The sequence below is a fragment of the Leptospira inadai serovar Lyme str. 10 genome (assembly GCF_000243675.2).
Lineage (GTDB): Bacteria > Spirochaetota > Leptospiria > Leptospirales > Leptospiraceae > Leptospira_B > Leptospira_B inadai.
In genome coordinates this window covers 91,113-116,995 of record NZ_AHMM02000015.1, presented here as the reverse complement: position 1 = coordinate 116,995, position 25,883 = coordinate 91,113, and the positions used below count along the sequence as shown (strand labels likewise).

Annotated in this window: 35 protein-coding genes; 30 read left to right on the top strand and 5 right to left on the bottom strand. The window is 45.8% G+C overall.

The features are described 5' to 3' along the window. The 26 genes from rplB to rplQ all read left to right on the top strand — a co-directional run bounded on the left by rplB (position 1) and on the right by rplQ (position 12,682). Positions 1–840, top strand: coding sequence for a 50S ribosomal protein L2 (gene rplB, locus LEP1GSC047_RS04305; protein ID WP_010414565.1), 840 nt, complete (start codon positions 1–3; stop codon positions 838–840). Positions 841–842: 2 nt separating this feature from the next. Continuing rightward, positions 843–1,124 (top strand): 30S ribosomal protein S19, encoded by a 282-nt coding sequence (rpsS, locus tag LEP1GSC047_RS04300; protein ID WP_039934107.1) that lies wholly within the window; start codon positions 843–845, stop codon positions 1,122–1,124. After that, complete coding sequence (rplV, locus tag LEP1GSC047_RS04295) at positions 1,124–1,456, top strand: 50S ribosomal protein L22 (RefSeq protein ID WP_010414560.1); 333 nt, start codon at positions 1,124–1,126, stop codon at positions 1,454–1,456. The genes rpsS and rplV overlap by 1 nt, the downstream gene beginning before the upstream one ends. 11 nt (positions 1,457–1,467) lie before the next feature. Next, the gene (gene rpsC / locus LEP1GSC047_RS04290; RefSeq protein ID WP_010414559.1) at positions 1,468–2,145 is read left to right on the top strand and encodes a 30S ribosomal protein S3; all 678 of its coding nucleotides are present in this window, start codon (positions 1,468–1,470) and stop codon (positions 2,143–2,145) included. A 32-nt stretch (positions 2,146–2,177) separates the two neighbouring features. Further along, positions 2,178–2,591, top strand: a complete 414-nt coding sequence (gene rplP, locus LEP1GSC047_RS04285; RefSeq protein ID WP_010414556.1) for a 50S ribosomal protein L16 — start codon at positions 2,178–2,180, stop codon at positions 2,589–2,591. Next, positions 2,588–2,890 (top strand): 50S ribosomal protein L29, encoded by a 303-nt coding sequence (rpmC, locus tag LEP1GSC047_RS04280; RefSeq protein ID WP_010414554.1) that lies wholly within the window; start codon positions 2,588–2,590, stop codon positions 2,888–2,890. Before rplP ends, rpmC begins: the two co-directional genes overlap by 4 nt. Positions 2,891–2,892: 2 nt before the next feature. Next, positions 2,893–3,162 carry a 30S ribosomal protein S17 gene (rpsQ, locus tag LEP1GSC047_RS04275; RefSeq protein WP_010414552.1) on the top strand — a complete coding sequence of 90 codons (270 nt, stop codon included), beginning with the start codon at positions 2,893–2,895 and terminating at the stop codon, positions 3,160–3,162. Between the two features lies 1 nt (position 3,163). Further along, positions 3,164–3,556: a 50S ribosomal protein L14 gene (gene rplN, locus LEP1GSC047_RS04270; RefSeq protein WP_008596038.1), complete on the top strand. Its 393-nt coding sequence runs from the start codon at positions 3,164–3,166 to the stop codon at positions 3,554–3,556. After that, positions 3,556–3,909 carry a 50S ribosomal protein L24 gene (gene rplX, locus LEP1GSC047_RS04265; RefSeq protein ID WP_010414542.1) on the top strand — a complete coding sequence of 118 codons (354 nt, stop codon included), beginning with the start codon at positions 3,556–3,558 and terminating at the stop codon, positions 3,907–3,909. Before rplN ends, rplX begins: the two co-directional genes overlap by 1 nt. A 3-nt stretch (positions 3,910–3,912) precedes the next feature. Next, the gene (gene rplE / locus LEP1GSC047_RS04260; RefSeq protein WP_010414539.1) at positions 3,913–4,461 is read left to right on the top strand and encodes a 50S ribosomal protein L5; all 549 of its coding nucleotides are present in this window, start codon (positions 3,913–3,915) and stop codon (positions 4,459–4,461) included. Between the two features lie 14 nt (positions 4,462–4,475). Beyond that, positions 4,476–4,661 (top strand): type Z 30S ribosomal protein S14, encoded by a 186-nt coding sequence (locus tag LEP1GSC047_RS21085; protein WP_010414536.1) that lies wholly within the window; start codon positions 4,476–4,478, stop codon positions 4,659–4,661. 19 nt (positions 4,662–4,680) lie between these two features. Next, complete coding sequence (rpsH, locus tag LEP1GSC047_RS04255; protein ID WP_010414533.1) at positions 4,681–5,079, top strand: 30S ribosomal protein S8; 399 nt, start codon at positions 4,681–4,683, stop codon at positions 5,077–5,079. Positions 5,080–5,103: 24 nt separating this feature from the next. Then, positions 5,104–5,643, top strand: a complete 540-nt coding sequence (gene rplF / locus LEP1GSC047_RS04250) for a 50S ribosomal protein L6 (protein ID WP_010414530.1) — start codon at positions 5,104–5,106, stop codon at positions 5,641–5,643. 4 nt (positions 5,644–5,647) lie between these two features. Next, positions 5,648–6,016: a 50S ribosomal protein L18 gene (rplR, locus tag LEP1GSC047_RS04245; protein ID WP_010414529.1), complete on the top strand. Its 369-nt coding sequence runs from the start codon at positions 5,648–5,650 to the stop codon at positions 6,014–6,016. Positions 6,017–6,019: 3 nt separating this feature from the next. Further along, positions 6,020–6,535, top strand: coding sequence for a 30S ribosomal protein S5 (gene rpsE, locus LEP1GSC047_RS04240; protein WP_010414527.1), 516 nt, complete (start codon positions 6,020–6,022; stop codon positions 6,533–6,535). A gap of 5 nt (positions 6,536–6,540) precedes the next feature. Beyond that, positions 6,541–6,720: a 50S ribosomal protein L30 gene (gene rpmD / locus LEP1GSC047_RS04235; protein ID WP_010414525.1), complete on the top strand. Its 180-nt coding sequence runs from the start codon at positions 6,541–6,543 to the stop codon at positions 6,718–6,720. Positions 6,721–6,739: 19 nt separating this feature from the next. Continuing rightward, positions 6,740–7,261: a 50S ribosomal protein L15 gene (gene rplO / locus LEP1GSC047_RS04230; RefSeq protein WP_010414523.1), complete on the top strand. Its 522-nt coding sequence runs from the start codon at positions 6,740–6,742 to the stop codon at positions 7,259–7,261. Positions 7,262–7,391: 130 nt separating this feature from the next. Continuing rightward, a complete protein-coding gene (gene secY, locus LEP1GSC047_RS04225; protein WP_010414521.1) occupies positions 7,392–8,774 on the top strand; it encodes a preprotein translocase subunit SecY in 1,383 nt (460 codons plus the stop codon). A gap of 3 nt (positions 8,775–8,777) precedes the next feature. Continuing rightward, on the top strand, positions 8,778–9,341 hold the full coding sequence (locus tag LEP1GSC047_RS04220) for an adenylate kinase (protein ID WP_010414518.1): 564 nt from the start codon (positions 8,778–8,780) through the stop codon (positions 9,339–9,341). Between the two features lies 1 nt (position 9,342). After that, positions 9,343–9,561, top strand: coding sequence for a translation initiation factor IF-1 (infA, locus tag LEP1GSC047_RS04215; RefSeq protein ID WP_010414515.1), 219 nt, complete (start codon positions 9,343–9,345; stop codon positions 9,559–9,561). 10 nt (positions 9,562–9,571) lie between these two features. Then, on the top strand, positions 9,572–9,685 hold the full coding sequence (gene rpmJ / locus LEP1GSC047_RS21080) for a 50S ribosomal protein L36 (RefSeq protein WP_010414512.1): 114 nt from the start codon (positions 9,572–9,574) through the stop codon (positions 9,683–9,685). A 2-nt stretch (positions 9,686–9,687) separates the two neighbouring features. Further along, positions 9,688–10,065 (top strand): 30S ribosomal protein S13, encoded by a 378-nt coding sequence (rpsM, locus tag LEP1GSC047_RS04210; protein ID WP_010414510.1) that lies wholly within the window; start codon positions 9,688–9,690, stop codon positions 10,063–10,065. 2 nt (positions 10,066–10,067) lie between these two features. After that, positions 10,068–10,475 carry a 30S ribosomal protein S11 gene (rpsK, locus tag LEP1GSC047_RS04205; RefSeq protein ID WP_010414508.1) on the top strand — a complete coding sequence of 136 codons (408 nt, stop codon included), beginning with the start codon at positions 10,068–10,070 and terminating at the stop codon, positions 10,473–10,475. Between the two features lie 12 nt (positions 10,476–10,487). Continuing rightward, positions 10,488–11,111, top strand: a complete 624-nt coding sequence (gene rpsD, locus LEP1GSC047_RS04200) for a 30S ribosomal protein S4 (protein WP_010414506.1) — start codon at positions 10,488–10,490, stop codon at positions 11,109–11,111. Positions 11,112–11,133: 22 nt separating this feature from the next. Beyond that, positions 11,134–12,111 carry a DNA-directed RNA polymerase subunit alpha gene (locus LEP1GSC047_RS04195; RefSeq protein WP_010414503.1) on the top strand — a complete coding sequence of 326 codons (978 nt, stop codon included), beginning with the start codon at positions 11,134–11,136 and terminating at the stop codon, positions 12,109–12,111. Between the two features lies 1 nt (position 12,112). After that, positions 12,113–12,682, top strand: coding sequence for a 50S ribosomal protein L17 (gene rplQ, locus LEP1GSC047_RS04190; protein ID WP_010414500.1), 570 nt, complete (start codon positions 12,113–12,115; stop codon positions 12,680–12,682). Positions 12,683–12,810: 128 nt separating this feature from the next. On the opposite strand, the gene LEP1GSC047_RS04185 is transcribed toward rplQ, so the two are convergent. The 3 genes from LEP1GSC047_RS04185 to LEP1GSC047_RS04175 form a co-directional block, all read right to left on the bottom strand. After that, the gene (locus LEP1GSC047_RS04185) at positions 12,811–14,796 is read right to left on the bottom strand and encodes a SpoIIE family protein phosphatase (protein ID WP_010414497.1); all 1,986 of its coding nucleotides are present in this window, start codon (positions 14,794–14,796) and stop codon (positions 12,811–12,813) included. 233 nt (positions 14,797–15,029) lie between these two features. Then, entirely contained in the window at positions 15,030–17,102 is a 2,073-nt protein-coding gene (locus tag LEP1GSC047_RS04180) for a cellulase family glycosylhydrolase (protein WP_010414495.1), read from the bottom strand. A 254-nt stretch (positions 17,103–17,356) separates the two neighbouring features. Continuing rightward, positions 17,357–18,835, bottom strand: a complete 1,479-nt coding sequence (locus LEP1GSC047_RS04175) for an aspartate aminotransferase family protein (RefSeq protein WP_010414491.1) — start codon at positions 18,833–18,835, stop codon at positions 17,357–17,359. A 163-nt stretch (positions 18,836–18,998) separates the two neighbouring features. Here LEP1GSC047_RS04175 and LEP1GSC047_RS04170 point away from each other — a divergent pair, with 163 nt between their 5' ends. Continuing rightward, complete coding sequence (locus LEP1GSC047_RS04170) at positions 18,999–19,652, top strand: TetR/AcrR family transcriptional regulator (protein ID WP_020988319.1); 654 nt, start codon at positions 18,999–19,001, stop codon at positions 19,650–19,652. Between the two features lie 76 nt (positions 19,653–19,728). On the opposite strand, the gene LEP1GSC047_RS04165 is transcribed toward LEP1GSC047_RS04170, so the two are convergent. Beyond that, positions 19,729–20,979: an MFS transporter gene (locus tag LEP1GSC047_RS04165; protein WP_010414486.1), complete on the bottom strand. Its 1,251-nt coding sequence runs from the start codon at positions 20,977–20,979 to the stop codon at positions 19,729–19,731. Between the two features lie 306 nt (positions 20,980–21,285). After that, positions 21,286–21,744, bottom strand: coding sequence for a nuclear transport factor 2 family protein (locus LEP1GSC047_RS04160; RefSeq protein ID WP_010414484.1), 459 nt, complete (start codon positions 21,742–21,744; stop codon positions 21,286–21,288). Positions 21,745–21,900: 156 nt separating this feature from the next. On the opposite strand from LEP1GSC047_RS04160, the gene LEP1GSC047_RS04155 reads away from it, so the two are divergent. The 3 genes from LEP1GSC047_RS04155 (at position 21,901) to LEP1GSC047_RS04145 (ending at position 25,877) form a co-directional block, all read left to right on the top strand. Beyond that, a complete protein-coding gene (locus LEP1GSC047_RS04155; RefSeq protein WP_010414482.1) occupies positions 21,901–23,508 on the top strand; it encodes a xylulokinase in 1,608 nt (535 codons plus the stop codon). Positions 23,509–24,084: 576 nt separating this feature from the next. Then, positions 24,085–24,876 (top strand): alpha/beta hydrolase, encoded by a 792-nt coding sequence (locus LEP1GSC047_RS04150; protein ID WP_039934279.1) that lies wholly within the window; start codon positions 24,085–24,087, stop codon positions 24,874–24,876. A 308-nt stretch (positions 24,877–25,184) separates the two neighbouring features. After that, positions 25,185–25,877, top strand: coding sequence for a TetR/AcrR family transcriptional regulator (locus tag LEP1GSC047_RS04145; protein WP_010414480.1), 693 nt, complete (start codon positions 25,185–25,187; stop codon positions 25,875–25,877). Positions 25,878–25,883: the final 6 nt, after the last annotated feature.

Below are 25,883 nucleotides of genomic sequence, written 5' to 3'. Positions count from 1 at the left end.
ATGGGAATTAAGAAATTCAAACCCGTTACTTCCGCGAGCCGTTTCAAATCCGTTCTTGATTTTAAAGAACTGACTGAAACCGAGCCATACAGGCCTCTCACGATCTCGCTCAGCTATAAAGCAGGTAGAGGAGAGGGCGGAAAAATCGCCGTTCGCCGTAAGGGTGGAAGAGTTAAGCGTAAATATCGTATTATCGATTTTAAACGTCGTAAAGTAGGCATCCCTGCCACCGTCAAAACCGTAGAATACGATCCCTATCGTTCGGCATTCATCTCTTTGATTTGCTATACCGACGGCGAATACGCGTACATCTTGAATGCAGAAGGCATGAAAGTCGGTGATAAGATTTCCTCCGGTGATAACGCGGAAATCAAATTAGGGAATGCACTTCCGTTAGGAAAGATTCCGCCCGGCACAAACGTTCATAATATAGAATTAAAAATCGGAAGAGGCGGACAAATCGCTCGTACTGCCGGATCGTTCGCTACGATCGCCGGTCGCGACGGGGATTATATGCTTCTGAAGCTTCCGAGTTCCGAAGTTCGCAAGGTTCATCATAACTGTTATGCGACAATCGGAATCTGCAGTAATAAAGATCATAACCTAGTATCGATCGGAAAGGCCGGTCGGAACAGATGGTTGGGAAAACGTCCTAAGGTCCGGGGAGTCGTCATGAACCCCGTCGATCACCCTCACGGTGGTGGAGAGGGACGTACTTCCGGTGGTCGCCATCCGGTTACTCCTTGGGGTATTCCTACCAAGGGGTATAAGACTCGTCGTAAAGCGAAGCCTTCCGACAAGTTTATCGTACAGAAGAGAAAGGGAAATAGGAGCAGGTAATCATCATGAGATCCTCGAAAAAAGGTCCGTTCATCGACAGCCACCTTATGAGCAAGGTGATCAAGCTGAACTCCGAGAACCAAAAGAAGCCCTTCAAAACCTGGTCGCGTAGAAGCACGATTTTTCCGGACATGATCGGACACACGATTATGGTTCATAACGGAAACAAATTTATTCCGGTATATATCAATGACAATATGGTCGGGCATAAATTGGGAGAATTCGCTCCAACTCGTACCTACCGCGGTCACGGAAATACGGATAAAAAGGCCGGTAAGAAATAATGGAAGCCGTAGCCGTAGCAAGATTTATCCGGATGTCTCCTCGTAAACTGCGTCTCGTCGCCGACGAGATTCGGGGATACGAAGTGGCGGAAGCTTTGGATATCCTAAAATATACCAATAAGAGAGCCATCGAGCCCATCTTCAAGCTGATCAAATCGGCGTCTGCAAACGCGGTCGTAAAGAATGAAAGCGCGCAGCCAGGCAAGATGTTCATTAAGAAGATTCTCGTGGATGAAGGCCCGATCCTAAAACGCTTTCGTCCTCGCGCTCGCGGACGTGCGGCAAGAATCCGCAAGAGAACCAGCCACGTAACAGTGGTAATTTCGGACTAATAGGGGAAATCATGGGACAGAAAGTTAACCCAATCGGACTTCGTATCGGAATTACCCGCGGATGGGATTCCATCTGGTTCTCTCAGCAGGATTACAGAAAAAATCTTCATGAGGACATTCGTATCCGTCGTTTTATTCAAAACCGTTTCCGGGAAGCCGGAGTCGTGAAAGTGGTTGTTGAACGTTTTCCCGAGAAAATCAACGTAAACTTGCACACTGCAAAGCCGGGCGTCGTGATCGGTAAGAACGGTGCGAATATCGAAGCCGTTAAGAAAGTCATCAAGACTATGAGCGAAAAGCCTCTTAACCTGAATATTATCGAAGTTAAAAAGCCGGAAACCATCGCTCAATGCATTGCCGAATCCATCGCAATTCAAATCGAAGAGCGTCAACCCTTCCGTCGCGTAATGAAGCAAGAACTTCGTCGCGCTATGAGAGGCGGGGTGGAAGGAATTAAAATCATGATTTCCGGACGTTTGAACGGAGCGGATATGGCGCGTCGCGAGCATTATCGTGAAGGAAGAATTCCTTTGCATACGCTAAGGGCAAAAATCGATTTAGGTTTCCGTGAAGCTAGTACGACTTTCGGACAAATCGGTGTAAAGGTTTGGACCTATACCGGAGATTTTATCTCTAACAAAGACGAGTCCGAAGAAGACAAATACGCGGTTAAGAGAAGGACCAACTGATCTTTTAAGGATCGGTTTACAGGGAACGAAAGATGTTATCACCGAAAAGAGTTAAGTTCAGGAAGAGACAGAGGGGACGCCTCAAGGGAACCGACGAACGCGGTTCCAAAGTTTCCTTCGGCGAATACGGCCTTAAGGCCGTTACGTCCGGCCGCCTGACCGCCCGGCAAATCGAGGCGGCGCGTATTACAATCAACCGCCAAGTAAAACGAGGCGGAAAACTTTGGATCAGGATTTTCCCGCATCTTCCCATTACTAAGAAACCGGCCGAGACTCGGATGGGTAAGGGAAAAGGAAATCCGGAGTTCTGGATCGCAGAGATTCGTCCGGGTCGTATTTTATTCGAAATGAGCGGCATCGATGAAGCTTCCGCAAAAAAAGCGTTGGATTTGGCTGCCTATAAACTTCCGGTTCAAACCGAATTCGTGAAGAGGTCGGTATTATGAAAAAGGTCAAACTGCACGAACTGAAAGACGTCGAAATTTTGGCTCAGATAGAGGATGCTCGTAAGGTAATTCGTACCGCGCGCTTTCAATACGGAGTCGCGCGTTCTCTCGAAAATCCGAAAGTTATCGCTAACGCTAAGAAAAAGATCGCGCGCCTTTTAACGATTAAAAGGGAGCGTGCGCTTGCTGGAACTCCAGGTGCAAATAAAGTGCGTCGTTTCTCCCGTTCGACTCGTAAAGAGCAGAATCGTGCGAAAGCGAACGGAGCGGCTAAATTGGCTGCAAAGGCTAAGAACTGATTATGGAAACTGCAAAGAAGTCCGTTAAAAAATCCCTTCTGAGCGAAGGTAAGGTCGTAAGCACCGCCATGGAAAAAACCTTGGTGATGGTCGTAGAGATGCGCAAGACCCACCCTAGATTCAAGAAGATCGTGCGCCGGACCGTAAAAATGAAGGTTCACGATGAGAAGAATGAGTGCCAAGTAGGAGATCGAATTCTGGCGATTGAAACCCGCCCTCTCTCCCGCGAAAAGCGCCACCGTCTATTTAAGATCGTAGAAAAGGCAAAGTAAGATGATCCAACAGGAAACCATCCTCCAAGTAGCCGACAACTCCGGGATCAAGAGAGTTATGTGTATCAAGGTCCTCGGGGGCTCAAAGAAACGGTATGCATCCGTCGGAGACGAAATCATCGTCGCCGTTAAGGACGCACAACCGGCTTACGGGCTAAAGGATTCCACGGGGAAAAAGGTCCACAACAAGGCCGTACAACGCGCCGTAGTTGTTCGCACTAAAAAGGAAATTCGTCGTCCCGACGGTTCCTATATCAGATTCGACGATAACGCTGTCGCGATTATCGACGATAAAGGGAACCCGAAAGGTACTCGTATTTTCGGACCGGTCGCTCGTGAGCTCCGGGATAAGAAATACGCTAAGATCATCTCCCTAGCTCCGGAGGTTCTATAATGTCTAAGCTGGCATATCGGGGTTCCGAATATACTAAGTTTAAGTCCGTTAAACTCCACAAAGACGACGAAGTAGTCGTGATTGCTGGAAAAGAAAAAGGCAAACGCGGAAAAATCCTCGTGATCGACAAGAAGCGGGATCGCGTGGTCGTCGAAGGATTGAATAAACGTAAGCGATTCCTGAGACCTACTCAAGAGAATCCTCAGGGTGGAATCGTAGAAGTCGAAGCGCCGATGCATATTTCCAACGTTATGTTCTACGACTCCAAAAAGAAAAAGGGAGTTCGTGTAGGATTCCAGGAAAGTAAAGGCAAAAAAGTCCGCGTAGCAAGACCGGACGGGAAAGAGATCTAAGCCATGGCAGCGAGACTTAAGGAAAAATACGGGAAAGAAATCGTTCCCGCACTCCAAAAGCAGTACAGTTTCGAATCTGTAATGCAAGTGCCACGCCTCGAGAAGATTGTTCTTAACGTAGGTATGGGAGAAGCGCATACGAATCCAAAAGCGCTGGAAGCTGCAGTCGAGGAAATGGCTTTAATCACCGGACAACGCCCGGTGAAAACCAAGGCAAAGAAATCCATCGCGGGATTTAAATTGCGCGAAGGAATGAGCCTAGGTGCAACCGTTACTCTTCGCGGGAACTATATGTATGAGTTCCTAGACCGTCTGGTGAATGTCGCTCTTCCACGGGTTCGCGACTTCAAAGGGGTTTCCGAAAAAGGTTTTGATGGCCGCGGAAACTACAACTTTAGCATCAAAGAACAGATCATTTTCCCAGAGATCAAAGTGGATAAGATTAACACGATCTATGGAATGAACATGACCTTCGTAACGAATACTAAAAGCGATGCAGAAGCACATAGCCTACTCGTCGCCTTCGGTATGCCGTTCCGGAACCTGAAATAAGGAGCACCGCAGTTATGGCTAAAACCTCTCTGATCGAAAGGCATAAGAAAGTTAAAAAATTTAAGGTGCGGATACACAACCGCTGCCCTCTTTGCGGCAGACCTCGCGGTTACCTTAGAAGGTTCGATATGTGTAGAATTTGTTTCCGGAAACTGGCTAGCCAGGCTCAAATTCCGGGCGTAGTAAAGGCATCTTGGTAAGGGCTGGGGGAGAAAGTTTATGAGTTTATCCGATCCTATCGGCGATATGCTTACTCGCATCCGGAATGCCGGCCGAGCGAAGCACGAAAGTTGCCTTGTTCCAGGAAGCAAAATCAAACGCTCCATCTTGGAACTTATGAAAGAAGAAGGCTTTATCAATGGCTATGAGCCGGTTCAAAACGGAAGTTTTGAGGATTTTAAAGTCACCTTAAAATATGACGGAACTAAAAAGCCGGTCATTCGGGAACTCGTACGAGTTTCCACCCCCGGAAGAAGGGTTTATCTTAAGAGCGAAGACATTCGTCCCTACAAGAATAATATGGGAACCATGATTTTATCCACTTCCAAAGGAATTATGACGGGTAAGAAAGCCCGGAAATTACGCGTAGGAGGAGAGGTGATCTGCAAACTCTCTTAAGAGTTTTAGATATCCGTAAAACCTATGTCCAGGATTGGAAAAGCAGAGATTAAACTTCCCGAGAAAGTGGAAGTAAAATTAGAGAACAATGCCATTCGCGTAAAGGGTCCGCTGGGAGAATTGCAAACTCCTATCTTCGAAGGAATTGCCCTGAAAAACGAATCCGGCACCTTGAAGCTGGAGAGATCCAGCGAAGAGCAAAACGTTGTCGCTTTGCACGGTTTGACTCGCGCTCTTCTTTTGAATTGCGTGAAAGGCGTTACCCAGGGATGGGAAAAAAACCTAGATATAACCGGAGTAGGATACCGTGCTGCGAAGCGCGGAGAAGATCTGGTTATGAACTTAGGATACTCGCATGAAGTCGTTTATAAGACTCCGAAAGGAATCAAAATCGACGTAAACGAGCAAGTTCGGATCAAGATTTTCGGTATCGACAAACAATTAGTCGGCCAAGTCGCCGCCGATATCCGCGCTAAGAGACCCCCGGAGCCTTACAAAGGTAAGGGGATCAAGTACAATAACGAAGTGATTAAGAGAAAGGCCGGAAAAACCGGTAAGAAGTAAGGCCATGATTAACAAACTGAAGAAAGTCGCAGCCAAACAAAGAAGAGCAGAGCGCTCCCGCTTCAAGCTACGGCAATTTGGGGATCGCCCCCGATTGGTCTTCAATAAGTCCAATCGTTATCTTTCCTGCCAAATCGTAGACGATGTCAAAGGAACTACGCTAGTTTCCGCAACAACCCTCGATAAGGAATTCGCTTCTTCCGGGAAGAGTCGTAAAGACGTAGAGGCAGCCAAAACGCTCGGTAAACTGATCGGTGAACGCGCGGCTGCTAAGGGAGTAAAGTTGGTCATGCTGGATCGTTCCGGAATGATATATCACGGAAGGATTGCAGCCTTCGCTGACGCAGCCAGAGAAGCTGGTTTGGAGTTCTAATATATGGCATACGAACAAGAACAAGAAGCTAAGGAATTTTCCGAAAAGGTCGTTAAAATCGATCGCGTCGCGAAAGTCGTTAAAGGTGGACGCCGTTTCTCTTTTAACGCTCTGACGGTTGTCGGCGACCTGAAAGGGAAAGTCGGGATCGGATTCGGTAAAGCCAACGAGGTTCCCGACGCGATTCGTAAATCTATCGAATCCGCTAAGAAAAACCTAGTAAAGGTAGAATTCCGCGGTCATACGATCCCTCACGAGGTGACTGGAAAATTCAAGTCGGCAAAAGTAATTCTAAAACCGAGTTCCCCGGGAACCGGAATCATCGCGGGAGGATCCGTTCGTTCCGTGGTTGAAAAAGCGGGAATTCAGGATATTCTAAGCAAATCCTGGGGTTCATCCAACCCGGTAAACATCGTTAAGGCGACTCTTGATGCTTTGCAACAGCTGGAAACTCCCGTTTTAGCAGCTCGTAAAAGAGGAATCACCTTGGCTCGTTTATTCGGTAACGACGTAGGATAAGAAAAATGGAAACCGTAATCGTAACCCAAGTTAAAAGCAGCATCGGCGTTAAAAAAGGCCAAAAGCTGACTCTCGCGGCTCTGGGGCTCCGGAAGACGGGGCAGCAGCGCAAGCATACTTTGACTCCGCAAATCCAAGGCATGATCAATGATGTCAGGCATTTGGTAAAAGTGGATAAGGCCTAAAAGGTTCGGATAATTTATTATGAGCAAGGAAAGAATCAAAACTGCACTCGCGTTCGGAAAGGAGCGCTCTGAAAAGGAAAACGTTCCGGCTCAGAATACGATTCCGGTTCCGGCGGGTTCCACTCGGAACAAAAAACGTTTAGGAAGAGGAATCGGGTCCAAAACCGGTAAGACCGGTGGGCGCGGATCCAAAGGACAGTACGCCCGGAATACGGTTCGTCGCGGTTTCGAAGGTGGGCAGATGCCGATCCACCGTAGGATTCCGAAAAGAGGATTTACTTCGATTTTTCACACAACGTACTTCCCGATCAACCTCAGAGACATAGAGAAAAGCGGTTTGACCGGGAACATAGATGCCAAAAATATGGTTGAATCGAAGATTCTCGATAAAGAGACGACTCTTTTCAAGATTCTTGGCACCGGGGAAATCAAAAAAGCGGTCCATATCGTGGCCGATAGCGTTTCCAAATCCGCCAAGGAAAAAATAGAAAAAGCCGGCGGGTCGGTAAAATTACGCTCCGAATTGGCTAAAGAAGCCTGATTCGGGCTTTGTATTCATGCTTCTGCTTGTTGGAAGCTTTTACAGGAGGGACTCGGATAGCGAGTCCCTTTTGCCCAAGAGGGGATCGAAAGGTCCTGGAAATAGGAAAAGGAATTTAGTTTAGAACTACATGCTGACTTCGATCGCAAATATCTTTAAGATTCCGGAACTAAGGAATAAGGTTTTCTTTACCCTTGGCATGCTCCTTCTATTCCGCCTTGGAACACATATTACTATTCCAGGAATCGATCCTAAAGTCGTTTCGGCAATCGCAGCCGACGCGACTGCATCCGAAGGATTGGTAGGCATGTTCGATATGTTTGCCGGAGGAGCTCTCCTGAACTTCTCCATTTTTGCTCTCGGAATCATGCCTTACATTTCTTCTTCCATTATCATGCAATTAGTCATGGTTTTGGTTCCATCTTTGCAGAAGCTCCAAAAAGAGGGAGAAGAAGGCCGTAAGAAAATCGGACAGTACACGAAGTATGGAACTATCATCCTTTGTGCCGTTCAATCCCTTGCGGTCATTCGTTTGGCCCAGCAATGGTCATATGGTGCCGATCAAAAGGCCGCTCTGCACCCGGGACTTATTCATTCTTCCGTAGAATCCTGGTTTTTCTTTATCGCACTTTTATCCATCACCACCGGAACCGTATTGTTGATTTGGCTCGGAGAGCAAATCACCGAGAGAGGAATCGGGAACGGGATCTCCCTTTTAATCTTTGCCGGTATCGTAGGCCGTCTACCTAGTTCCGTTTACCAACTCTTCCAAGAGAACTTCGTAGACGGTTTGAATATTATCATCTTATTATTACTATTCATTCTACTCATCTCTCTTACGGTCCTTTTGACTCAGGGTGTCCGTAAGGTGCCTTTGCAGTACGGTAAACAAATGGTCGGACGTAGAATGGTCCAAGCAAAGAGCCAAAGCATTCCGTTTAAGGTAAACGGAGCAAGCGTAATGCCGATCATCTTCGCATCTTCGTTACTTCTATTTCCGCAAACCATTATTCAGCAGATCGTCGATATCCCTGAGTGGGCCGGCTGGGCCGTTCTATTAGATTATTTGAATCCGTTTTCTCAAATCTGGTACCACGCAGCGGTTTACTTTTTCATTTACATAGGTTTGATCGTTTTCTTCGCATATTTTTATACTGCGATTCAATTCAACCCGGCAGAACTCGCCGAGAACCTCCGAAAATATAACGGTTTTATTCCCGGAATTCGTCCCGGTTCTCATACGAAAGAATATATCGAAAAAGTTTTAAATCGTATCACTCTTCCGGGCGCGATCTTTCTCGCGGGTCTGGCCCTGGCTCCGTATATTATTATTCGCTTTTTAGATTTAGGAACCAATTCCGGAGGCGGGTCCCTGGTTTATACCTTCGGGGGAACCTCCCTCTTAATCATGGTAGGGGTCGCGTTAGAGACTCTGAAACAATTAGAATCCCAGTTATTAATGAGAAACTACGACGGATTCTTGAAAAAATCCAAAATCAAGGGAAGGTCCTAGAAAATGAATTCGATCATCTTCATGGGCCCTCCAGGCGCGGGAAAGGGAACTCAAGCTAAGATTCTTTGCGATACTCTTGGAATTCCGCAAATATCCACCGGCGATATTTTGCGCTCTGCCGTGAAGAATGGAACTCAAATGGGACTGGAAGCCAAGAAATACATGGATGCTGGCGATTTGGTTCCGGATTCCGTGGTCATCGGCATAATCAAGGATCGTATCGTCGAACCGGATTGCAAGACGGGATTTCTTCTGGATGGATTTCCGAGAACTGTCGAGCAAGCGGAGGCTCTCGATAAGCTTCTGAAGGCGGAAGGCAAAGATATCAAGCGCGCGATCAATTTGGAAGTTCCCGACGGGGAATTGCTTCAAAGACTTTTGAAGCGCGCGGAAATCGAAGGGCGCTCCGACGATAACGAAACGACCATCAAGAGTCGTCTGGAAACATACAATAAAAAGACGCTTCCTCTTCTGGATTACTACTCCGCCAAGGGAAACCTTTCCCGGATCAACGGCGTGGGATCTTTAGAACAAGTAACCGAACTCATCAAAAAGGAGCTGACGTAACTTGGCTAAAGAAGAAGCGATCACTGTGGACGGGACGGTCTTGGAGCCGTTACCCAATGCCATGTTTCGCGTCGAACTAGAAAATGGGCATAAGGTTTTGGCCCATATTTCGGGTAAGATGAGAATGCACTATATAAGGATCCTTCCCGGGGATAAGGTCACCGTGGAACTTTCCCCATATGATTTGACCAAAGGTAGAATTACCTACCGCAAGAAGTAGGACAGATGTTATGAAAGTAAGAACCTCCGTTAAAAAAATCTGCACCAGTTGTAAGATTATTAGAAGAAAGGGCGTGATCCGTGTGATCTGCACCAATCCTAAACACAAGCAAAGGCAAGCATAACCATGGCACGTATCGCAGGAATCGATCTTCCAAGGGAAAAAAGAATCGTTGTTGGCTTAACCTATATTTTCGGTATCGGACCCTCTACTTCCCGCAAAGTCCTGGCAAAAGCCGGGGTTGATCAAGCAGTTCGGGTTAAGGATCTTTCCGACGTGCAAGAGGCCGCCATTAGAAAGGTGATCGAAGAAACCGTAAAAGTGGAAGGGGATCTTCGTTCCGAAAACCAGCTTAATATCAAACGTCTGATGGACATCGGATGTTACCGCGGGTTAAGACATAGAAAAGGCTTGCCGGTTCGCGGTCAAAGAACTCGTACCAATGCCCGTACTCGTAAAGGCGTTAAAAAGACCGTCGCCAATAAGAAAAAGGCAACTAAGTAATCATGGCTGAAGATAAGAAAACAAAGAAAGATAAGAAAGTTAAGAAGAAGGAAAAAAAGGTCGTACCACGCGGTAAGGTCTATATTACTGCTTCTTTTAACAATACTATTATTACCATAACCGACCTGGCAGGAAACACTCTATCTTGGTCGACTGCCGGTGCAATGGGCTTTCGTGGCTCGAAAAAGTCCACTCCGTACGCCGCACAAATCGCGGCAGGAAGCGCCGCAGAGAAAGCGATCGACGCGGCCGGACTAAACGAAGTGGATGTTCTGGTTTCCGGTCCCGGAATCGGTCGTGAATCAGCCATTCGTTCGTTAGTTGCAAGAGGTCTTTCTATTAAGATGATTAAGGACGTAACTCCTCTACCCCATAACGGTTGCCGTCCCCGTAAAAGAAGAAGGGTCTAAGGTAGGAAGAATATGGCAAGATATAGAGGTCCAGTCGTAAAACTGATGAGGAGAGAGGGTGTGAACCTCTTCCTCAAATCTAGCTATACTTTCAATCGGGATAAGTTCCATAAAAAGGGACCTCCCGGTATGCCGCCAAAACGGAAACCGAAAGTTTCCGAATACGGCGCTCAGCTGAGAGAAAAGCAGAAACTGAAACGCGCTTACGGTCTGTTAGAAAAACAATTCCGTCGTTATTATGAAGAAGCGTCGCATGCTCACGGTGTAACCGGTGAGATTTTGCTTCAACTTCTAGAAAGAAGATTGGATAATGCCGTCTATCGACTTGGATTCGCGGTAACTAGGCGCCAGGCTAGGAATTTCATCTCTCACCAACACGTTCTCGTGAACGGAGAGAGGGTGGATATTCCATCTTACAGATTGAATGTCGGTGATAAAATCGAGATTAGAGGCAAGTTCCATACTTCCGCTTTTATCACTCAAAACATTCAATTGGCTCAATCCTTGAACTCAATTCCATCTTGGTTGTCTGCCGACTTTATCAAGTTTTCAGGGGATGTTCTTTCTTTACCGGAACGCCATCATGTGGATATTCCTGTGAAAGAACAAGTGATCGTGGAGTTGTACTCCAAGTAATAAAGGTACGAAGGTTTTCACATTGTCTCTTAAAAGCTTACTCAAAGGATTTAAACGTCCGAAAAAGATCGAATTCACTACGGAAACGAATACGCCTAATTACGGAAAGTTCGTCGCGGAACCGTTCGAGCGCGGGTTTGCAACTACGATCGGAAACTCTCTTCGCAGGACTCTTATGTCCTCGATCGAGGGAGCGGCTATCTCCGCAATCCGCATCGAAGGCGTAAACCACGAGTTCTCATACATCGAAGGAGTGGCTGAGGACGTTACCCGTATCATCCTGAACCTAAAGCAGGTTCGCATCAAATACGAGCCTGAAGATAAAGACCAGAGCAAGGTCATTCACCTCGAATTGAAAGGCGCAGGATATTTTAGAGCGGGTGATTTGGCTGTGGATTCTTCCATAGAAATCATGAATCCGGATCTTCATCTTGCGACTTTGAACGAGGACGCCAATTTGATTCTCGACTTAGAGATTCAAAGAGGTAGAGGATACGTTCCCGCCGAAGATAAGAAGAAAGATATAGAAGTATTGGGAACGATCCCGATCGATTCCATCTTTTCTCCGGTTCAAAAAGTCATTTTCGAAATTTCCGAAACCCGCGTCGCTCAAAGATCCGATTACGAGAAATTGACTCTTGAAGTCTGGACGGACGGCTCGATCTCGCCGGAAGACGCAGTAGCGCAGGCTGCGAAAATCTTAAAAGAACACCTAACGGTTTTCATTAATTTCGAAGAAGAACTGGAAGAAGAAGAGGACGAGCTAGACGAGGCCGACGAGAAGCTGAAAGCGTCTCTTTCCAAGCACGTCGAAGAGCTGGAACTATCCGTTCGTTCTCTCAATGTTCTTCGAAGCTTGGAGATCGACTTTGTAGGAGATCTGGTCAAGAGATCCGAAGAAGAGATGTCCAAGTCCAAACACTACAGCGAGCAGGCTCTCGGTGAGCTCAAGTCCAAACTTGCGGGTTTGGGCTTGTCGTTCGGAATGAGGGATTTCTGAAATGAATAAAAGAAATAAAGTAAAGCATCTTAACCGCGAAAAGGGTCATCGGGATGCTTTGATCAATAATATGATCACGAGTCTTTTTAAATACGAAAGGATCGAATCCACCCAGGCAAAATTGAAAGTGGTTCGTTCTCACGCGGAAAAGATCATTACTCGTGCGAAGAAAAATTTAGGCGATGTCGCTCCCGAGATAAAACTTCATAACAAGCGGGAAGTTTTAAAAAGAGTGAAAGATCGTAATATCGTAACTAAACTTTTCGAGGATATTGCGGTCCGTTTTGCGAATACGAACGGGGGATATACGCGGATTCTTAAGCTCGTAAATCGCCCATCCGATAATTCCGAGGTTGGGATATTAGAGTTAACGAACCGTAAGGATCGTCCGACCCTTCTCAAAGAAATTCGGGAAAAACGCGAAGTGTTTTCCGACGACAAGAAAGCCAAGGCCGCTAAAGAAGCTCCTCCCAAAAAGGAAAAAGCTCCTAAGAAAGTAGCAGCAGAGAAAAAGAAAACGACTGTCGCTCCTAAGAAAAAAGCCGCAGCAAAACCTAAGAAAAAGAAATAACCCACATATTCTAGAGATGGGAGATCGACCCCGGACGTTGAAGAACGGCTCGGGGTTTTTTATTTCGTTCGTAAGAAGCTTCTTCTAAGCTCGTTCCTTTAAAAAATCGGGCGAAATAACGCGCAAATTCAACGACCTTTTCCGTCCAAGAGTTCCTCTAGTTTTTCGACCAGAGCGTTATCCTCGTTGATCTCCTTTGCTCTTTGCAGGATATCCCTCGATTTTTCAAAGTCGCCCAGTAGTCGGTAATTATCCGCTAGGTTGATTAAGTTTGCGAATCTATGAGGTTGCGAGATCCTGACCGCTTCGGCGGCCTCGGCCGCCTTCTTGAAGTCTTTTATGTGTTTATAACATAAGGAAACGACGAACCAGATATTTTGAGAATTCGAATTTAACGATAAATATTTTTCGAACCATTTGATCGCATTTACATAATCCTTCCGATCATAGTATACTTGGCCTAGCAGGCGAGCGGGTTCTTTGAACGTAGGTGCGATTGTCCAAGCTTCTTTCAATAAAGACACCGCTTTTACGGTTTCACGTTGTTGTAAACTTCTTCGCGCCTCCGAGTATTTACTTATCGCTTGTGAATATTTCGGATGATTGGTGGAAACTTGTTCCCTGAAACCGATACGCATTAAGGATAGATCGTCCGATATGACTCCGAAGGAATGTAGTCTATCCGCTATACCGTCGATTTCTCCCTTAGCTTCTTCGACGATTCTCAGGAAAACGGTTTCGTCCTCGTTCATTCGCCAATGGATTCCGTCCTCCGACAAACTGATATCATCGCGGCCATCCGAGCCTATATATATAACGTCTCCATCCATCAGTTTCGACTCTTGGATTTTAAATTTACCTTCGATCGGAGAGCCTAATTTCCAGGTCGATGTTTCTCTTACCAAAAACGAGGCCGTACCATCTCTATAAAGTACCGGCCAAGGATGTTCCGCGTTGAAGAAAAGGATTTTTCCGGTCTTTTCGTTGATCAGTCCGAGAATGACGGATGCCATCATCATTCCGTCGAATGTTCGGAAGATATCGTCCAATTCCCTATATGTCTGACGTATCCAATCTTCCGGCTTCATTTCTAAGACTCTGCCGTGACTTGCGGATCTTGCCATGATATTGTTAACTGCGGTTCCGAGTACGATGGCACCGCCGGCACCTTGCAAGGATTTACCCATCGCATCCCCGTTTAGAAATACGATCCATTTCTCCTTATTCGAACCGAAGAGAAGATTTCCGCTGATACAGATATCGCCCCCAAGTTCCGATTCCCGATTCTTGAATATGAATTTCTTTTTCTGCTCGATATAGAATGTAGTGCTGACTTCTATCGAAGTATTCCAGTTTGTGGTAAGAGGTTTACTTAACAACGATGTTAAGTAATAATCGCCGTCTTGCTGTACTTTTAGGGCATGGATCTCGTCCATTTTGCCCGTTACCTCTCTAGTGCGTTCCTTTACTTTCTCTTCCAGTGTGTTTGCATATTCTTCTTCTACCGCTCCGATTAATCTAAAAATTACGATTACGCTTCTGGTTATGTAAGCGACTACGACCAAAAAAACCAATTTTAACGCTTGCTCGGAAATGGACGCATATCCCGGGGATAAAACTTTTATTTCGTCTTCGGTGAATTCCACTCCCATTAAGCCGCTGTTTAAAATTACGATTCCCTGACAAAATGCGCAAAGGAATCCGGCCCAAAGAACGAAATTCGGGGAAAGTAAAAGTCCTGAATATACGATAAAGATCATATTGATGGCATATAAAACTAATTGCCGAATCACTCCCGACGACATGTCTCGATCCGTCCAAGACGCGACAAACATCGTTATGCCAAGGGTGATGATGTCGGCCAGGATAGAAGCCATGCCGAGTCGGAGAGGAATCGTTCCGTTCCTGCGTAGATAAAAAAGATTAGCTATGGCAAAGCCCGCTAGAGTGCAGGTTCCGAGTAAATAAGCGGCGTTCTGGAGTAAGGAGCTTTGAGCCCAAGACGCCGCGAGGGAACCTAAAAACAAAACAACAAGACCGAAACGGATTCGATTGATCGTAACAGGCCCCGAAGAAGCTATTCGATCCGTCAATAGCTCCTTTTTATCTTCCATGATTGTCAAAGCTCCGGTTGAGGAAATGGTGGTTCGAGATTAATTAACGCGATTTTGGATACAAATGTCTACAAATTCTCTTCCGTATCGATTTAGGAAGAGAATCGGAATCGACCGGAACGGATCTAAAATCGCAAAAATATAAGTGAAATGTGAGGGGATTATAAATCAACTTCTATTGCTCTTCTTCCTGCAGACAAGATCCTATTCCGAACCACGCGGCGATTGCTGGATTACTCGGACGGATATCCACCATATGTCATTTTGCCGGTCATATAGACGGGACTTTGGTTATTCGTCTGAATTTTCGTTTTTAAACTATTTTGAAGATTGATCAGCACGGTGTCATTGAAAGAAACATTGGCCGCATCGATCGCGATCGCAAAGTGAATCGAAGTGTCCGAATCTTCCCCATTTACCGGATCATCCCAGAGAATTAAAAGATTTCCCGAACCGTTCTGCCTATTCCGATCCTGAACCAGGATGGCTTCGGCGTCTTGGTTTTGAATACTATTCGGCAGCCCTTTATTGTAGATTCGTTTATCCGTTATAAGAATAACATCTTGCGCGGAAAAATGAGGAGGTAGAAAAATTTCGGTCGGCGCTTCGGATTTTCTTCCTTTCCAGATTACTATAATAAATCTCCTGTCCGAAAAATAAGTCGGCCCGGACGATTCGGCTCGGATCCCTCCCCACTCGAATACGTTCTTCCAGGAATCGAATCCGACGGTATTATAATAAAAACTTAAAATTTGCCCCTGCGATCTTCTCGGATAAGCCCGTTGAATCGTGTAGCTGTCCACATTGAAAGTCGTCCCGTAATTTCCCACGACTGAAAAGTCCTCATTGTTCCAGGCGTCCTTGGAAGTGATTAATTTGGAAGTATTGCCGTTCATATATTCATGGTGATTATCGTAATAATAATCCCAATGCCATTCCGTTCCCGAAACAACGGGGTTATAAAAGTCCGCATATCGAGTTTTTGCGGTTTGTTGACCGTCTGAAATTTCCATGGCCTGGTAAACCGCACTGATCATTCTCGGCGTGTCCTTCGCTCCGACTCCTTTTAGCCACATTCCGAATTCGCTGAGAAAAACCGGCGTTTGCTCGAATCTAGACTCTTTTCGAATATCATCCAGGTATTTAAAATATGTGGCATTATCGATTCCGGTCAGATCGGTACCCATGCGCGCAGCGTCGTAAAAGTGAGAATTGAAAACGAACCCGGGTCCGGGAAGAGTCGTCAAATGTCCGCCTCCCGTTGCGGGTGCGATGGCTCCTATATTCGTATTCCAAAAAACTAATGGTTCCGCGTAGACCAATTTGGAATCCCATCCATTCTGATTCAAATTTTGCCGAACTTTATTATAAAAAGGCCATAGTTTTTGATTGTCCCATTGCGCCGGTGTTAATCCTTGCATTCCCCCGTCCACAGGTTCGTTGAAAGGATCTATTCCCAGAATATAAGCGAATTCCTCGGGGGTCAGCTGGGCTTTTAAATATGCGGCGGTTTTTCCGAGTTGCCAAAGAAATTCTTCCTGCATTGTTCGAGTCCCGAGTGTCGTGTTTAAAGTCGAATCGTTCCAGAAATTCCTGAATGCCCGACGAATGGCTTCGTTAGTGAGATTGTTCTGACTCCAGCTCGCACAAATAATTCCGCAATATTCGGACGGATAGGATCCTCCCGAGATAATCCAAGCGGGGGCTCCGTTTCCGGTATACCAGGAGTTTTTATTAAATAGATTCCTTGAAAATAAATCCTGGTGAAAATCCAGGAGAATATAAAGTTTCTTTCGGGTGGCCTTCCGGATTTGGGCGATAATCGAATCCAGATAGGCATAATCTATAGTATCCACCGCGGGATGAGTTCCTTCCCAAGCGATATTAAATCGAATCATGTTAGCCCCGGTGGTCTGGCCCAGCCTTCCAAGCGCTATATCCGCGTCGGTTTCGTTTTGGAAGGGTTTAAAGCCGTGTTGGGCAAGCTTAGCGTTTCCGGAAATATTAAAGCCGCGGAAGTAAACTTCTCTGCCCAGACCATCTACGAATATTTTGTCGCTGTGACCGCCGTACGATTTTTCTCCGACCTTAATGTTTATTTCATCGCTCGTATCCACGTAATCTAGGTTATGAAGACCGGAACTAAGACTCAATGATCGATTTAAATAATTTGATATCAAATCGTCTGGCTGTATACCCGAAAGAGCGGATAGGAGCGGGAGCGATGAATTGGTAGCACGGGAACAATCGCCGCTAAAGCAGGTGACGACGGAAAGGAAAAGTGTGAGTATCAATCGGGACTTCATGGAGGCGAAGCCTACCGGTTCGGAATCGGGTCGCCAAGTACAAATTTAAAATCGAAGCGGATAGCTTTATAAAAATGGGATCTCTTTTTATAAAGCTATAAAAATATTATATTTAAATTAAGTTACATCGAATGAATTTATAATTGGAATGTATGCGACGAGCTCCCTTGAGTTTAAGATCGATTTGCGAGTTTTTTAGCCTTATCGACGTTTATAGCACTCTCCGAATCGCGTTAAACGAAGTTAATCCAAGCTTATTTCTTCGCAGAAACTCCCTCTACTTTCTGAAACACTTTTTCAAAACGTTTTAGAGCCTCGTCGATTACGGCGTCGGTATCCGAAGCGCTCGTATATAGACGGCTTCCCGCTAGTGTTACGAGTCCTTCCGCCATGTACGCTGCGCCCATTTCTTCCATCGCCTTCTTTCTTTCGTGGGCTTCATGAATCGTTTTCTTGATCTTCCAGAACTTCTTTATATCGATTTCGAGCAGCATGGTTCCGACCGTTTCCAGATGGCAGATAGATCCTTGGTTAAACGCCACGAAAGGTAGATCGTATTTTTTTATCAGTTTTTGTAAACCGACAGTGATACGATCTCCGGCTCTTCCCGATTTTTCGCAGGCTTTTTGTTTTTCAATTTCGCAAAGAGTGAAATAGCCGGCCGCCGAGCTTAAAGGATTGGCCGCCATCGTACCGCCGATTAATGCTTTCTTTGTTCCGCTTTGGAGTCCGGCCGACAGATATTTCATGAATTCCCTTTTTCCTCCGAGGCCTCCTGCGGAAGGATAGCCTCCCGCTACTACTTTTCCGAAAACGGTAAGATCCGGACTGACTCCGAAATATCCTTGGGCGCCGCTCATTCCGATTCGAAAGGCAGTTACAACTTCATCAAAAATTAATAAAGCGCCGTACTTATCGCAAAGCTCCCGAACTCCTTTATTAAAATCGAAATCTAGAGGCCGCGTTCCGCTCTCCGGACCGACGGGCTCGATTAAAACGGCAGCCGTACCGCCTCTCCAGCGATTCCTTTTCAGAACTTTTTCCAGTGAATTTAGATCGTTGGGGTAAAACTCCTGCGTGTATTTAAAGATATGCTTGGGAATTCCATGCGCTTCGAAATGCCGCGTGCCCGGAATACGAATACCGTACGCGAGTTGATCGCTCCAGCCGTGGTAAGCGCCGCCCATCTTAACTATATTTTTCTTTCCGGTGGCGAGTCGTGCGACTCGAATCGAAGCCATGCAAGCTTCCGTCCCTGAACCGAGCATCCGGAACATTTGTACGGAAGGCATATGCTCTACGATCTTTTCGGCCAGTCTAAGTTCATATTCGTGAAAAAGACCGGTTACGGGGCCGGTATTATTCAATAATCGGACGACTTTTTCCCGTACCGATTTCGGGTTGCTGCCTAAAACCGTAGGACCTCCACCTTGTAGAAAGTCGATGTATTTGTTTCCGTCAAGATCGTGGAGATAGGCTCCCTCCGCCTTGGTGAATACGAGAGGAAAGGGGTAATTAAACGCTAAATTGTGCTGAACTCCACCCGGAATGTATTGGGAAGCCTCTTGGATCATTGCCTTTGAACGAGCACATTTCTTCTCGTAATAGTCGTTTAAATAGGCTTGCAGCTCGTTCTTCTTGACCGAACGAATCGGCTGTGAAATGAGTGCCTTGAGTTGGCGATAAATTTCCTGAGTATCAGGGTATTTGAATATCGAAAAGCCGGTAGCCATGTCCCTCTCCATTATTCTTTGAATTCTAGTTGACGGTGAGTAACTACTCACTCACCGTCAACTAGAAAATGCTCAGACAATCCAAAAGCTGAAAAAGCTATAGAGAGTTTGGAAAGTTCCGCTTTTCCAGCCACCGGGAGGCTAGGCTAAATTGACTTCATCGATGCCAACGAAATATTATAGCGAAACGTTTGAACGGATTCCGGAAGAGAAACGCAACCGGATTCTTTCGGTGGCCATTGCCGAATTTGCGAATCGCGGTTTTACAAGTGCAAACACCAATACGATCGCTCGAAAAGCCGGAATTAGCGTCGGCTCTTTATTTAAGTATTTTGAAACGAAGGAAGATTTCTTTTTAACCGCGGTAGGTCACGGAATCAACCAACTCGAGCGAACTTTGGAAAAAGTCATAGAGGAAAAGAAGGATCTTTTCGGAAAGATCGAAAGTATTCTTCGTATTATTCAACGGCATTCCAGGGAAAACCGGGATATCATCAGGCTTTATAATGAGATGACGTCCGAAGGGAATTCGGATTTGATTCGTCGACTTTCATCCGAATTGGAAAGCGTTTCCGCAGGAATTTACACTTCATTACTGTCCGAAGCAAAGAAAGAAGGAATCATCGGCAGGGATATTGAGGAGGATATTTTCGCGTTCTGCCTGGATAATCTTTTTATGACGCTGCAATTTTCGTATGCGTCGGAATATTATAGGGAAAGGATGAAGATTTATCTCGGATCGAATATTTTCGATCAAGATGAGAAAGTCATAGAAGGTCTGATGAAATTCATTCGCAGAGCCTTGGCGATCGGTTAACCGGCTCTGTTAGAAGAATGAAACTAACCGAAATCTTCATACTTGGATTAAATCGCTAAGCGCTTCCGAACCGATGTCATTTGTGCAATACGGAACTTTTTTCCTTTGTCGCCCAGTCCATCATCGGAGATTCTTTCAAAAAGAAGGTGAGAGCTATATTAAATATCGATAAAGCAACGAACGCCTTCATAAATTCTAAGCTACCTATAACGTTTAAACCTACGATAAAACCGATCCCCGAAATTTGACCGATCAATAATAATAAGCCTTGCGAAGAGGATTCGGGGGCCGGTGAGGTGATTTCGGCGCAATATTGAAAACCGATCGGCGCCCCGGCGCCTAGCAGGAAAAACCCGATCAAGAAAGATCCTATTAATAAAACGGAATATTCCGTTCCGAATGTGAGGAGTAGAATTCCGGGTAAAAATCCGATCATCGATACGACAAGAAACGGTTGGCGCTTCCCGATCGCGTCGGAGATGGGCGGGAATACGACTCCTCCGATAATCCCCGAGATAAGCATAATACCGCCGACGAGCCCCGTTTGCTCCACGTTTAAGCCCTTGCTTTCGCAGATTTGATCTATACAGGTGCTCAATGCATTAAAAATTCCTAAACCGATCAGGAACAATAATAAAGCTTTTCGCATATCTTTTTGCCGAAGGATATGCTTGAGTCCGGCAAAGACTTTGATTCTAGTGTCTTCTCCGTGAGTACTCGGTGATGTCGGAGGTCTTTCCTTGATGAAAGCGAGAAATAGGGCCGCCCCTATAAAAGAAGCGATTCCATAGATTAAAACTGCTTCCGGAATTCTCGAGGGGTCGGGCCTATCTCCTCCAATTAGTAAAGGAGTACCGATCATCACGATTATAATCCCTACGAATTGAGCTAATGTACCTAGTGCAACTGCGGTGGCTCGTTCATTTATGGGGAACCAGAGCACGCTTACTTTCGTGACGGCATTAATGATGAAAGGTTGGGCGACCGCTAAACCGATTTGGCATGCAATAACTACTCGGAAATCTTCCGCAAACAATCCTTTAAATAAACCGAGGGATCCCGCAATCACGGCGCCGATTCCGATGCCGATTCTGATTCCGTACGTATCGATGATATAGGAGGCAGGTATCGCCATTACCACGAATACCGCCAAGAAGATCATCGATAGTAAATCGATTTCGAAGGAGCTGACGCCGTAGAATTGTTTTGCATCCCTTGCAATGGAAGCGAAGGTAAGCCACTGAATTTGGATGATGGCGGTAATCAAAGAATACAGCACGAGAACAATCCATCTGTATCCGTAAACCTTTACTTGCTGATCATCCATTCTCTTTCCCCGTGTCGAAAGCATTCATGCATTTTATCTGTTTTGAACCGGAGATCAATCGAATGAATGTAATTCCGGGCGACTGTTTGTCGATTCTTGACAGTATTTAGTTATCTTCTTTTCTCTTCCAAGCAATTTACGTTTTTGAGAATGAATCAAACGTCATTCGGTATGGATCTCCGCTTATTATGATATACTGTTTATCGAAGCGTCTCAGTAAAATGTAAGAGATATATAAGTGAAGTATAATCTACCTTGCGACACAACGATTTCCTATCGAAATCCGAGCGAGAGAATACTCGCTTCTCAAAACATCCCGTTATCGTTGGCCGGAGTCGAAGAAATTTCCTCGTGAACATCCCAATGCTCGACGATCTTTCCGTCTTGCATGCGAAATATATCCATAATGGCGATTCCTTTCGTTCCCGGTTCCCGAACGGCATGTACGTGCAAGATTACGTAATCCCCATCGGTGAAAACCTTCTTAATTTCACTGCGGGAATTCGGAAATTTTTCCTTTAAGAAAGCGAGAAATTTCCTCAACCCGTCTTTTCCATCGGCGGCCGTTTGGTTATGCTGGATATATCGAGTTCCTAAAAATGTCGAAGCTCGATCATAATCTTTACGATTAATCGCCGCCTCGTAAAATTCCAAAACGATTCGTTTATGAAACGCTTCCTTATTGCTATCTTTAGCGACGACGGCCTGGACGTGAAGCAACAGGAGCGCGATACTGGATAGAGGTTTGAGTAATACGAGTTTCATTCGACTCTCCGGAAACAGGATACGAATTGGACTTCCTCGGGCGAACTCTCCGAATGTTTTCCAGGAAAAATGATTGCCATTCCTTCCCGCTTCATTCTAATGTGAGTGAGTGCTCACTTATTCCGATCGACTATTTTTAAAGGGGAACAGAAAACGATGAGGGAAGATTCCGTAGTTCATATCTTGACTTACGATATCGGTACGACAGGTACGAAAACTTGCCTCTTTGAAATTTCGGATAAGCTCAAACTCCTGCATTCGACCACGGCAGAATATGAATTGTCCATTCTGGAAAACGGGGGAGTCGAGCAGGATGCGAACGATTGGTGGCAAGCGATGTGTGATACCACTCGCCGCTTGTTTGTAGAAACCGGGTTTGATTCCGAAAAAATTTCGGGGATCTCATTCTGCTCTCAGATGCAGGGATTGGTTTTAGTCGATTCTCAGCTAAAACCGCTTCGTCCGGCCATGAGTTATATGGATCAGCGTGCTAAGGATGAAATGCATCATGGGATCGAAACCGGAATTAAGATAGAAGGACTAAACGCATTCAAGCTTTTACGTTCCTTGCAAATCACAGGCGCCGTTGCGGGTAGCGTAAAGGATCCTCTTTGGAAATACAAATGGGTCCAGGCAAGGGAGCCGGAAATTTTTCGGAACGTCCATAAATGGTTGGATGTCAAAGAATACGTGATCGCACGATGTACGGGCAAAGCCGTTATGACGGCTGATTCCGCCTTTGCTACGTTTCTCTTTGATTCGCGTCCAGGCAGAGGAGGCTGGCACAAGGGTCTTTGTAATATGTTCGGGGTTCGGTTGGAACATTTACCCGAAATCGTATCTTCTACGGATAAAGTGGGTGAGTTGATTCCCCTAGCGGCATCCGAATTGGGGTTAAGGAAAGGAATTCCGGTGTTCGGAGGCGGAGGAGACGCATCGTTGATCGGTATCGGTGCAGGCGCGGTGGAGGAAGGAGACACTCATATTTATTCGGGGACCTCCGGCTGGGTTTCTACCGTGACCCGGAAGAGAAAAGTGGATATCAATGCAAGAATCGCCTCGATTGTGGGAGCTCGACCCGAGCATTATAATTATTTCGGGGAACAGGAAACTTCCGGCAAATGTCTGCAATGGGTAAAAGATCATCTCGCTTTGGATGAAATCGACGTGTATCTGGAAAAAAGAAATGTAACGGAAGGCGAGGATGCAGTTCATGAAAGTCTATTCGGATTTCTATTAGAATCGATCAGAGATACACCTGCCGGAAGTGATGGAGTGATTTTTACGCCCTGGCTCCACGGGAATCGGTGTCCTTTCGAAGATTCGCTAACGAAAGGAATGTTCTTTAATATCGGGTTAAACACCGGAAAAAGAAAACTCATTCGGGCGGTCATCGAAGGAATCGCATTCCATAAACGATGGATTTTGGAGTTGTCCGAAAAGAATATTCCTTCTTCTAAGACCATTCGATTTGTAGGAGGCGTGGCCCGTTCATCGATCGTCTGCCAAATTCTGGCCGATATCACGGGTAGAATTATTGAAACGACCGAATATCCTCAAAATGCAGGGGCAACCGGGGCTGCCGCAATTACGGCACTCGGATTGGGCAAAATTGCCTCCTTTAAAGATATTCGCAATTTAATTCCGGTGCAGGACCGATGGCTGCCGAATCCGGCCAACAAAGCCGTTTACCAAAAGAATTTTGAAGTCTTTCGAGAGTTATATAAATCGAATCAACGGCATTTTGCGCATTTGAACGGATGATCTCCTGCAGAGGAACAGAGGACAGATAATTATTTCTATTACCCTGACAACAATTTTTTTAAAAACGAATTATGTTGGAACTCCTGTGCAGTAGATCTTTTCCTCTGCCGCTGCTGCCTTTCCAACATTGAGCAGCTTCTGTCTAGCGCGAGCGAAGCGAACGCGTCTGTCTTCTGACCTCTGTCCTCTGAAAACGAATTATGTTGGAGCGAGGTATCAGAGAACGGAGGGCCGAAGAAAGATCCACTGTTAGCATAAGAATCTTTCTCTAGAGCATGGAAACCCGGGGGGTGTCAGCAATTTTGTGTAAATGACGATTTATGTTGGAGTGAGGAATCAGTGGATTGTCCCCCGTCCTCTGTAGCATTTCCAACGTCTAGCAGCTTCTGTCTAGCGCGAGCGAAGCGAGCGCGTCTGACCTCTGTCTTCAGTCCTCTGAAAGCGAACGCATCTGTCCTCTGTCCTCAGTCTTCCGCGTGGGAGCTGGCTCAAAACCGCACTTTATCCGCGCTTCGATTGACGACTTTTTTGCTTTCTGAGAATCTTCACGGAAAATTCTTTCAAAACCGGGGAAATATGAATCTTAACACAATCGTTCGTCGTCCAACAAAAAAATCGAAACATCGGATTCCCTTAGTCTTTGTGCATGGGGCTTGGCATGGCGCCTGGTGCTGGGACGAATTCTTTTTGCCCTATTTCGCCGCCAAAGGTTTCGAAGCGAACGCGTTTGATTTACGAGGTCACGGAGAAAGCGACGGTAAAAAGGGGATTCGCTTTCACCGTATTTCCAATTATGTTGAGGACCTTGAGCAAGTCATATCCAAACTGTCTAGTCCGCCGATTCTGATCGGACATTCGATGGGAGGTCTTGTGGTTCAAAAATATCTAGAAAAGCATACGACTCCGGGGGCCGTTTTGCTGGCGTCCGTTCCACCTACGGGTGTGTTGGCGACCACTTTGCGGCTCGCGCGTAAGCACCCGCTTGTCTTTTTAAAGACAACCTTTACTTGGAGTCTGTATAACGTTGTTTCCACGCCGGATCTATGCCAGGAAGCTTTTTTTTCCTCCGAGATAAAGAAGAACGCACTCCAGAAATATTTCCAAAATATGCAGGAAGAATCGTTCCTCGGTTTTTTGGATATGATGATTTTTGAATTACCGAAACCGGAACGTGTTATGACCCCCATACTGGTGTTAGGTGCCGAGAAGGACACGATCTTTTCCCCTTCGCAAGTCTTAGCTACAGGCAAATCGTACCGAACTCAAGCTGAGATTTTTCCGAATATGACGCATGATATGATGCTCGACTCCGGTTGGGAGAAGGTGGCAAACCGTATTCTTACTTGGCTAAACGAATTAGGCGTTTGACCCTGTTCTTTTCCGAAACGAACTAGGTCTTTCGCCTTACGTGGATTTATGAGGAGTCGGTGCGGTGCGCGCCGACTAACCTCGATTATGGTTTAACTTATAATCTTCCATATAGAAGTCGAAGTATTGCCATTCTTTCCTTTCCTTGATTGTGAACATTCTGCGATAAATCCGTGTTAAACTATAACATGCTTTTCTATTCCTCAATGGATAGAAGCAAAATACATCATTCATTGAATTCTTATTAAAAAGATTTGAACTCTCAAGCGGTCGAAAGTAAATCGTAGGAAGGAATCGCTTCCAGTTGCATGAAAAGAGTAGAACAATCGAATAAGGTCAGGGCGAAAATTCTTGAGGTCTCCCGCAAACTTTTCGTTTCGGAAGGGTACGAAAAGGCGACCATCCGAAGAATCATTGACGAAGCCGGCATTACTACCGGAAGTTTATACCACTTTTTTAAAAATAAGGAAGAGATACTTTTTGCGATTGCAAGCGAGGTCTTTTCCGAAGCGTCCGAAACTGCGGAGCGTCTTGCAGGAGAATTCGATCCGCCGGTTGTGTTTGCTTTAGAGATCGGCCTTCAGCTTTATATAATCCATAAGAAGAAGTCGATTGCAGAAACATACTTGGCCGCTTATCGGACGCACGGTGTGCTAGAGATGATCGGTCAAAGAGGTGCGGCTCGGAACGCATTCTTATTCGGAAAGTACAATCCCGATTTCGATCATGAAGAGTATCTGATTAGAACGCATGCATTTAGAGGAATGTTCCAAGCATTATTGGAAGAAGCCTTATATGTAGGAGCCGTGGATCGAAACAGAATGGTAAATACCGCATTACGGTTGGGGCTTTCCACGTTCGGCGTTCCCAAGGAAACGATCGATACTGCCGTCATCAAGACTTTCGAAATTTTAACGGACAAGGCCGCCGAAATCGAAATTCTCGCAAACGAGCTTATTAACTTATTCGTGAACGGAAAGGCTCAGTCGGATTCGGAATAACCGATT

Coding starts and splice junctions, on each gene's coding strand:
- rplB (WP_010414565.1), top strand. CDS start 1: ATGGGAATTAAGAAATTCAAACCCGTTACTTCCGCGAGCCGTTTCAAA.
- rplV (WP_010414560.1), top strand. CDS start 1,124: ATGGAAGCCGTAGCCGTAGCAAGATTTATCCGGATGTCTCCTCGTAAA.
- rpsC (WP_010414559.1), top strand. CDS start 1,468: ATGGGACAGAAAGTTAACCCAATCGGACTTCGTATCGGAATTACCCGC.
- rplP (WP_010414556.1), top strand. CDS start 2,178: ATGTTATCACCGAAAAGAGTTAAGTTCAGGAAGAGACAGAGGGGACGC.
- rpmC (WP_010414554.1), top strand. CDS start 2,588: ATGAAAAAGGTCAAACTGCACGAACTGAAAGACGTCGAAATTTTGGCT.
- rpsQ (WP_010414552.1), top strand. CDS start 2,893: ATGGAAACTGCAAAGAAGTCCGTTAAAAAATCCCTTCTGAGCGAAGGT.
- rplN (WP_008596038.1), top strand. CDS start 3,164: ATGATCCAACAGGAAACCATCCTCCAAGTAGCCGACAACTCCGGGATC.
- rplX (WP_010414542.1), top strand. CDS start 3,556: ATGTCTAAGCTGGCATATCGGGGTTCCGAATATACTAAGTTTAAGTCC.
- rplE (WP_010414539.1), top strand. CDS start 3,913: ATGGCAGCGAGACTTAAGGAAAAATACGGGAAAGAAATCGTTCCCGCA.
- LEP1GSC047_RS21085 (WP_010414536.1), top strand. CDS start 4,476: ATGGCTAAAACCTCTCTGATCGAAAGGCATAAGAAAGTTAAAAAATTT.
- rpsH (WP_010414533.1), top strand. CDS start 4,681: ATGAGTTTATCCGATCCTATCGGCGATATGCTTACTCGCATCCGGAAT.
- rplF (WP_010414530.1), top strand. CDS start 5,104: ATGTCCAGGATTGGAAAAGCAGAGATTAAACTTCCCGAGAAAGTGGAA.
- rplR (WP_010414529.1), top strand. CDS start 5,648: ATGATTAACAAACTGAAGAAAGTCGCAGCCAAACAAAGAAGAGCAGAG.
- rpsE (WP_010414527.1), top strand. CDS start 6,020: ATGGCATACGAACAAGAACAAGAAGCTAAGGAATTTTCCGAAAAGGTC.
- rpmD (WP_010414525.1), top strand. CDS start 6,541: ATGGAAACCGTAATCGTAACCCAAGTTAAAAGCAGCATCGGCGTTAAA.
- rplO (WP_010414523.1), top strand. CDS start 6,740: ATGAGCAAGGAAAGAATCAAAACTGCACTCGCGTTCGGAAAGGAGCGC.
- secY (WP_010414521.1), top strand. CDS start 7,392: ATGCTGACTTCGATCGCAAATATCTTTAAGATTCCGGAACTAAGGAAT.
- LEP1GSC047_RS04220 (WP_010414518.1), top strand. CDS start 8,778: ATGAATTCGATCATCTTCATGGGCCCTCCAGGCGCGGGAAAGGGAACT.
- rpmJ (WP_010414512.1), top strand. CDS start 9,572: ATGAAAGTAAGAACCTCCGTTAAAAAAATCTGCACCAGTTGTAAGATT.
- rpsM (WP_010414510.1), top strand. CDS start 9,688: ATGGCACGTATCGCAGGAATCGATCTTCCAAGGGAAAAAAGAATCGTT.
- rpsK (WP_010414508.1), top strand. CDS start 10,068: ATGGCTGAAGATAAGAAAACAAAGAAAGATAAGAAAGTTAAGAAGAAG.
- rpsD (WP_010414506.1), top strand. CDS start 10,488: ATGGCAAGATATAGAGGTCCAGTCGTAAAACTGATGAGGAGAGAGGGT.
- rplQ (WP_010414500.1), top strand. CDS start 12,113: ATGAATAAAAGAAATAAAGTAAAGCATCTTAACCGCGAAAAGGGTCAT.
- LEP1GSC047_RS04185 (WP_010414497.1), bottom strand. CDS start 14,796: ATGGAAGATAAAAAGGAGCTATTGACGGATCGAATAGCTTCTTCGGGG.
- LEP1GSC047_RS04180 (WP_010414495.1), bottom strand. CDS start 17,102: ATGAAGTCCCGATTGATACTCACACTTTTCCTTTCCGTCGTCACCTGC.
- LEP1GSC047_RS04175 (WP_010414491.1), bottom strand. CDS start 18,835: ATGGCTACCGGCTTTTCGATATTCAAATACCCTGATACTCAGGAAATT.
- LEP1GSC047_RS04170 (WP_020988319.1), top strand. CDS start 18,999: ATGCCAACGAAATATTATAGCGAAACGTTTGAACGGATTCCGGAAGAG.
- LEP1GSC047_RS04165 (WP_010414486.1), bottom strand. CDS start 20,979: ATGGATGATCAGCAAGTAAAGGTTTACGGATACAGATGGATTGTTCTC.
- LEP1GSC047_RS04160 (WP_010414484.1), bottom strand. CDS start 21,744: ATGAAACTCGTATTACTCAAACCTCTATCCAGTATCGCGCTCCTGTTG.
- LEP1GSC047_RS04155 (WP_010414482.1), top strand. CDS start 21,901: ATGAGGGAAGATTCCGTAGTTCATATCTTGACTTACGATATCGGTACG.
- LEP1GSC047_RS04150 (WP_039934279.1), top strand. CDS start 24,085: ATGAATCTTAACACAATCGTTCGTCGTCCAACAAAAAAATCGAAACAT.
- LEP1GSC047_RS04145 (WP_010414480.1), top strand. CDS start 25,185: ATGAAAAGAGTAGAACAATCGAATAAGGTCAGGGCGAAAATTCTTGAG.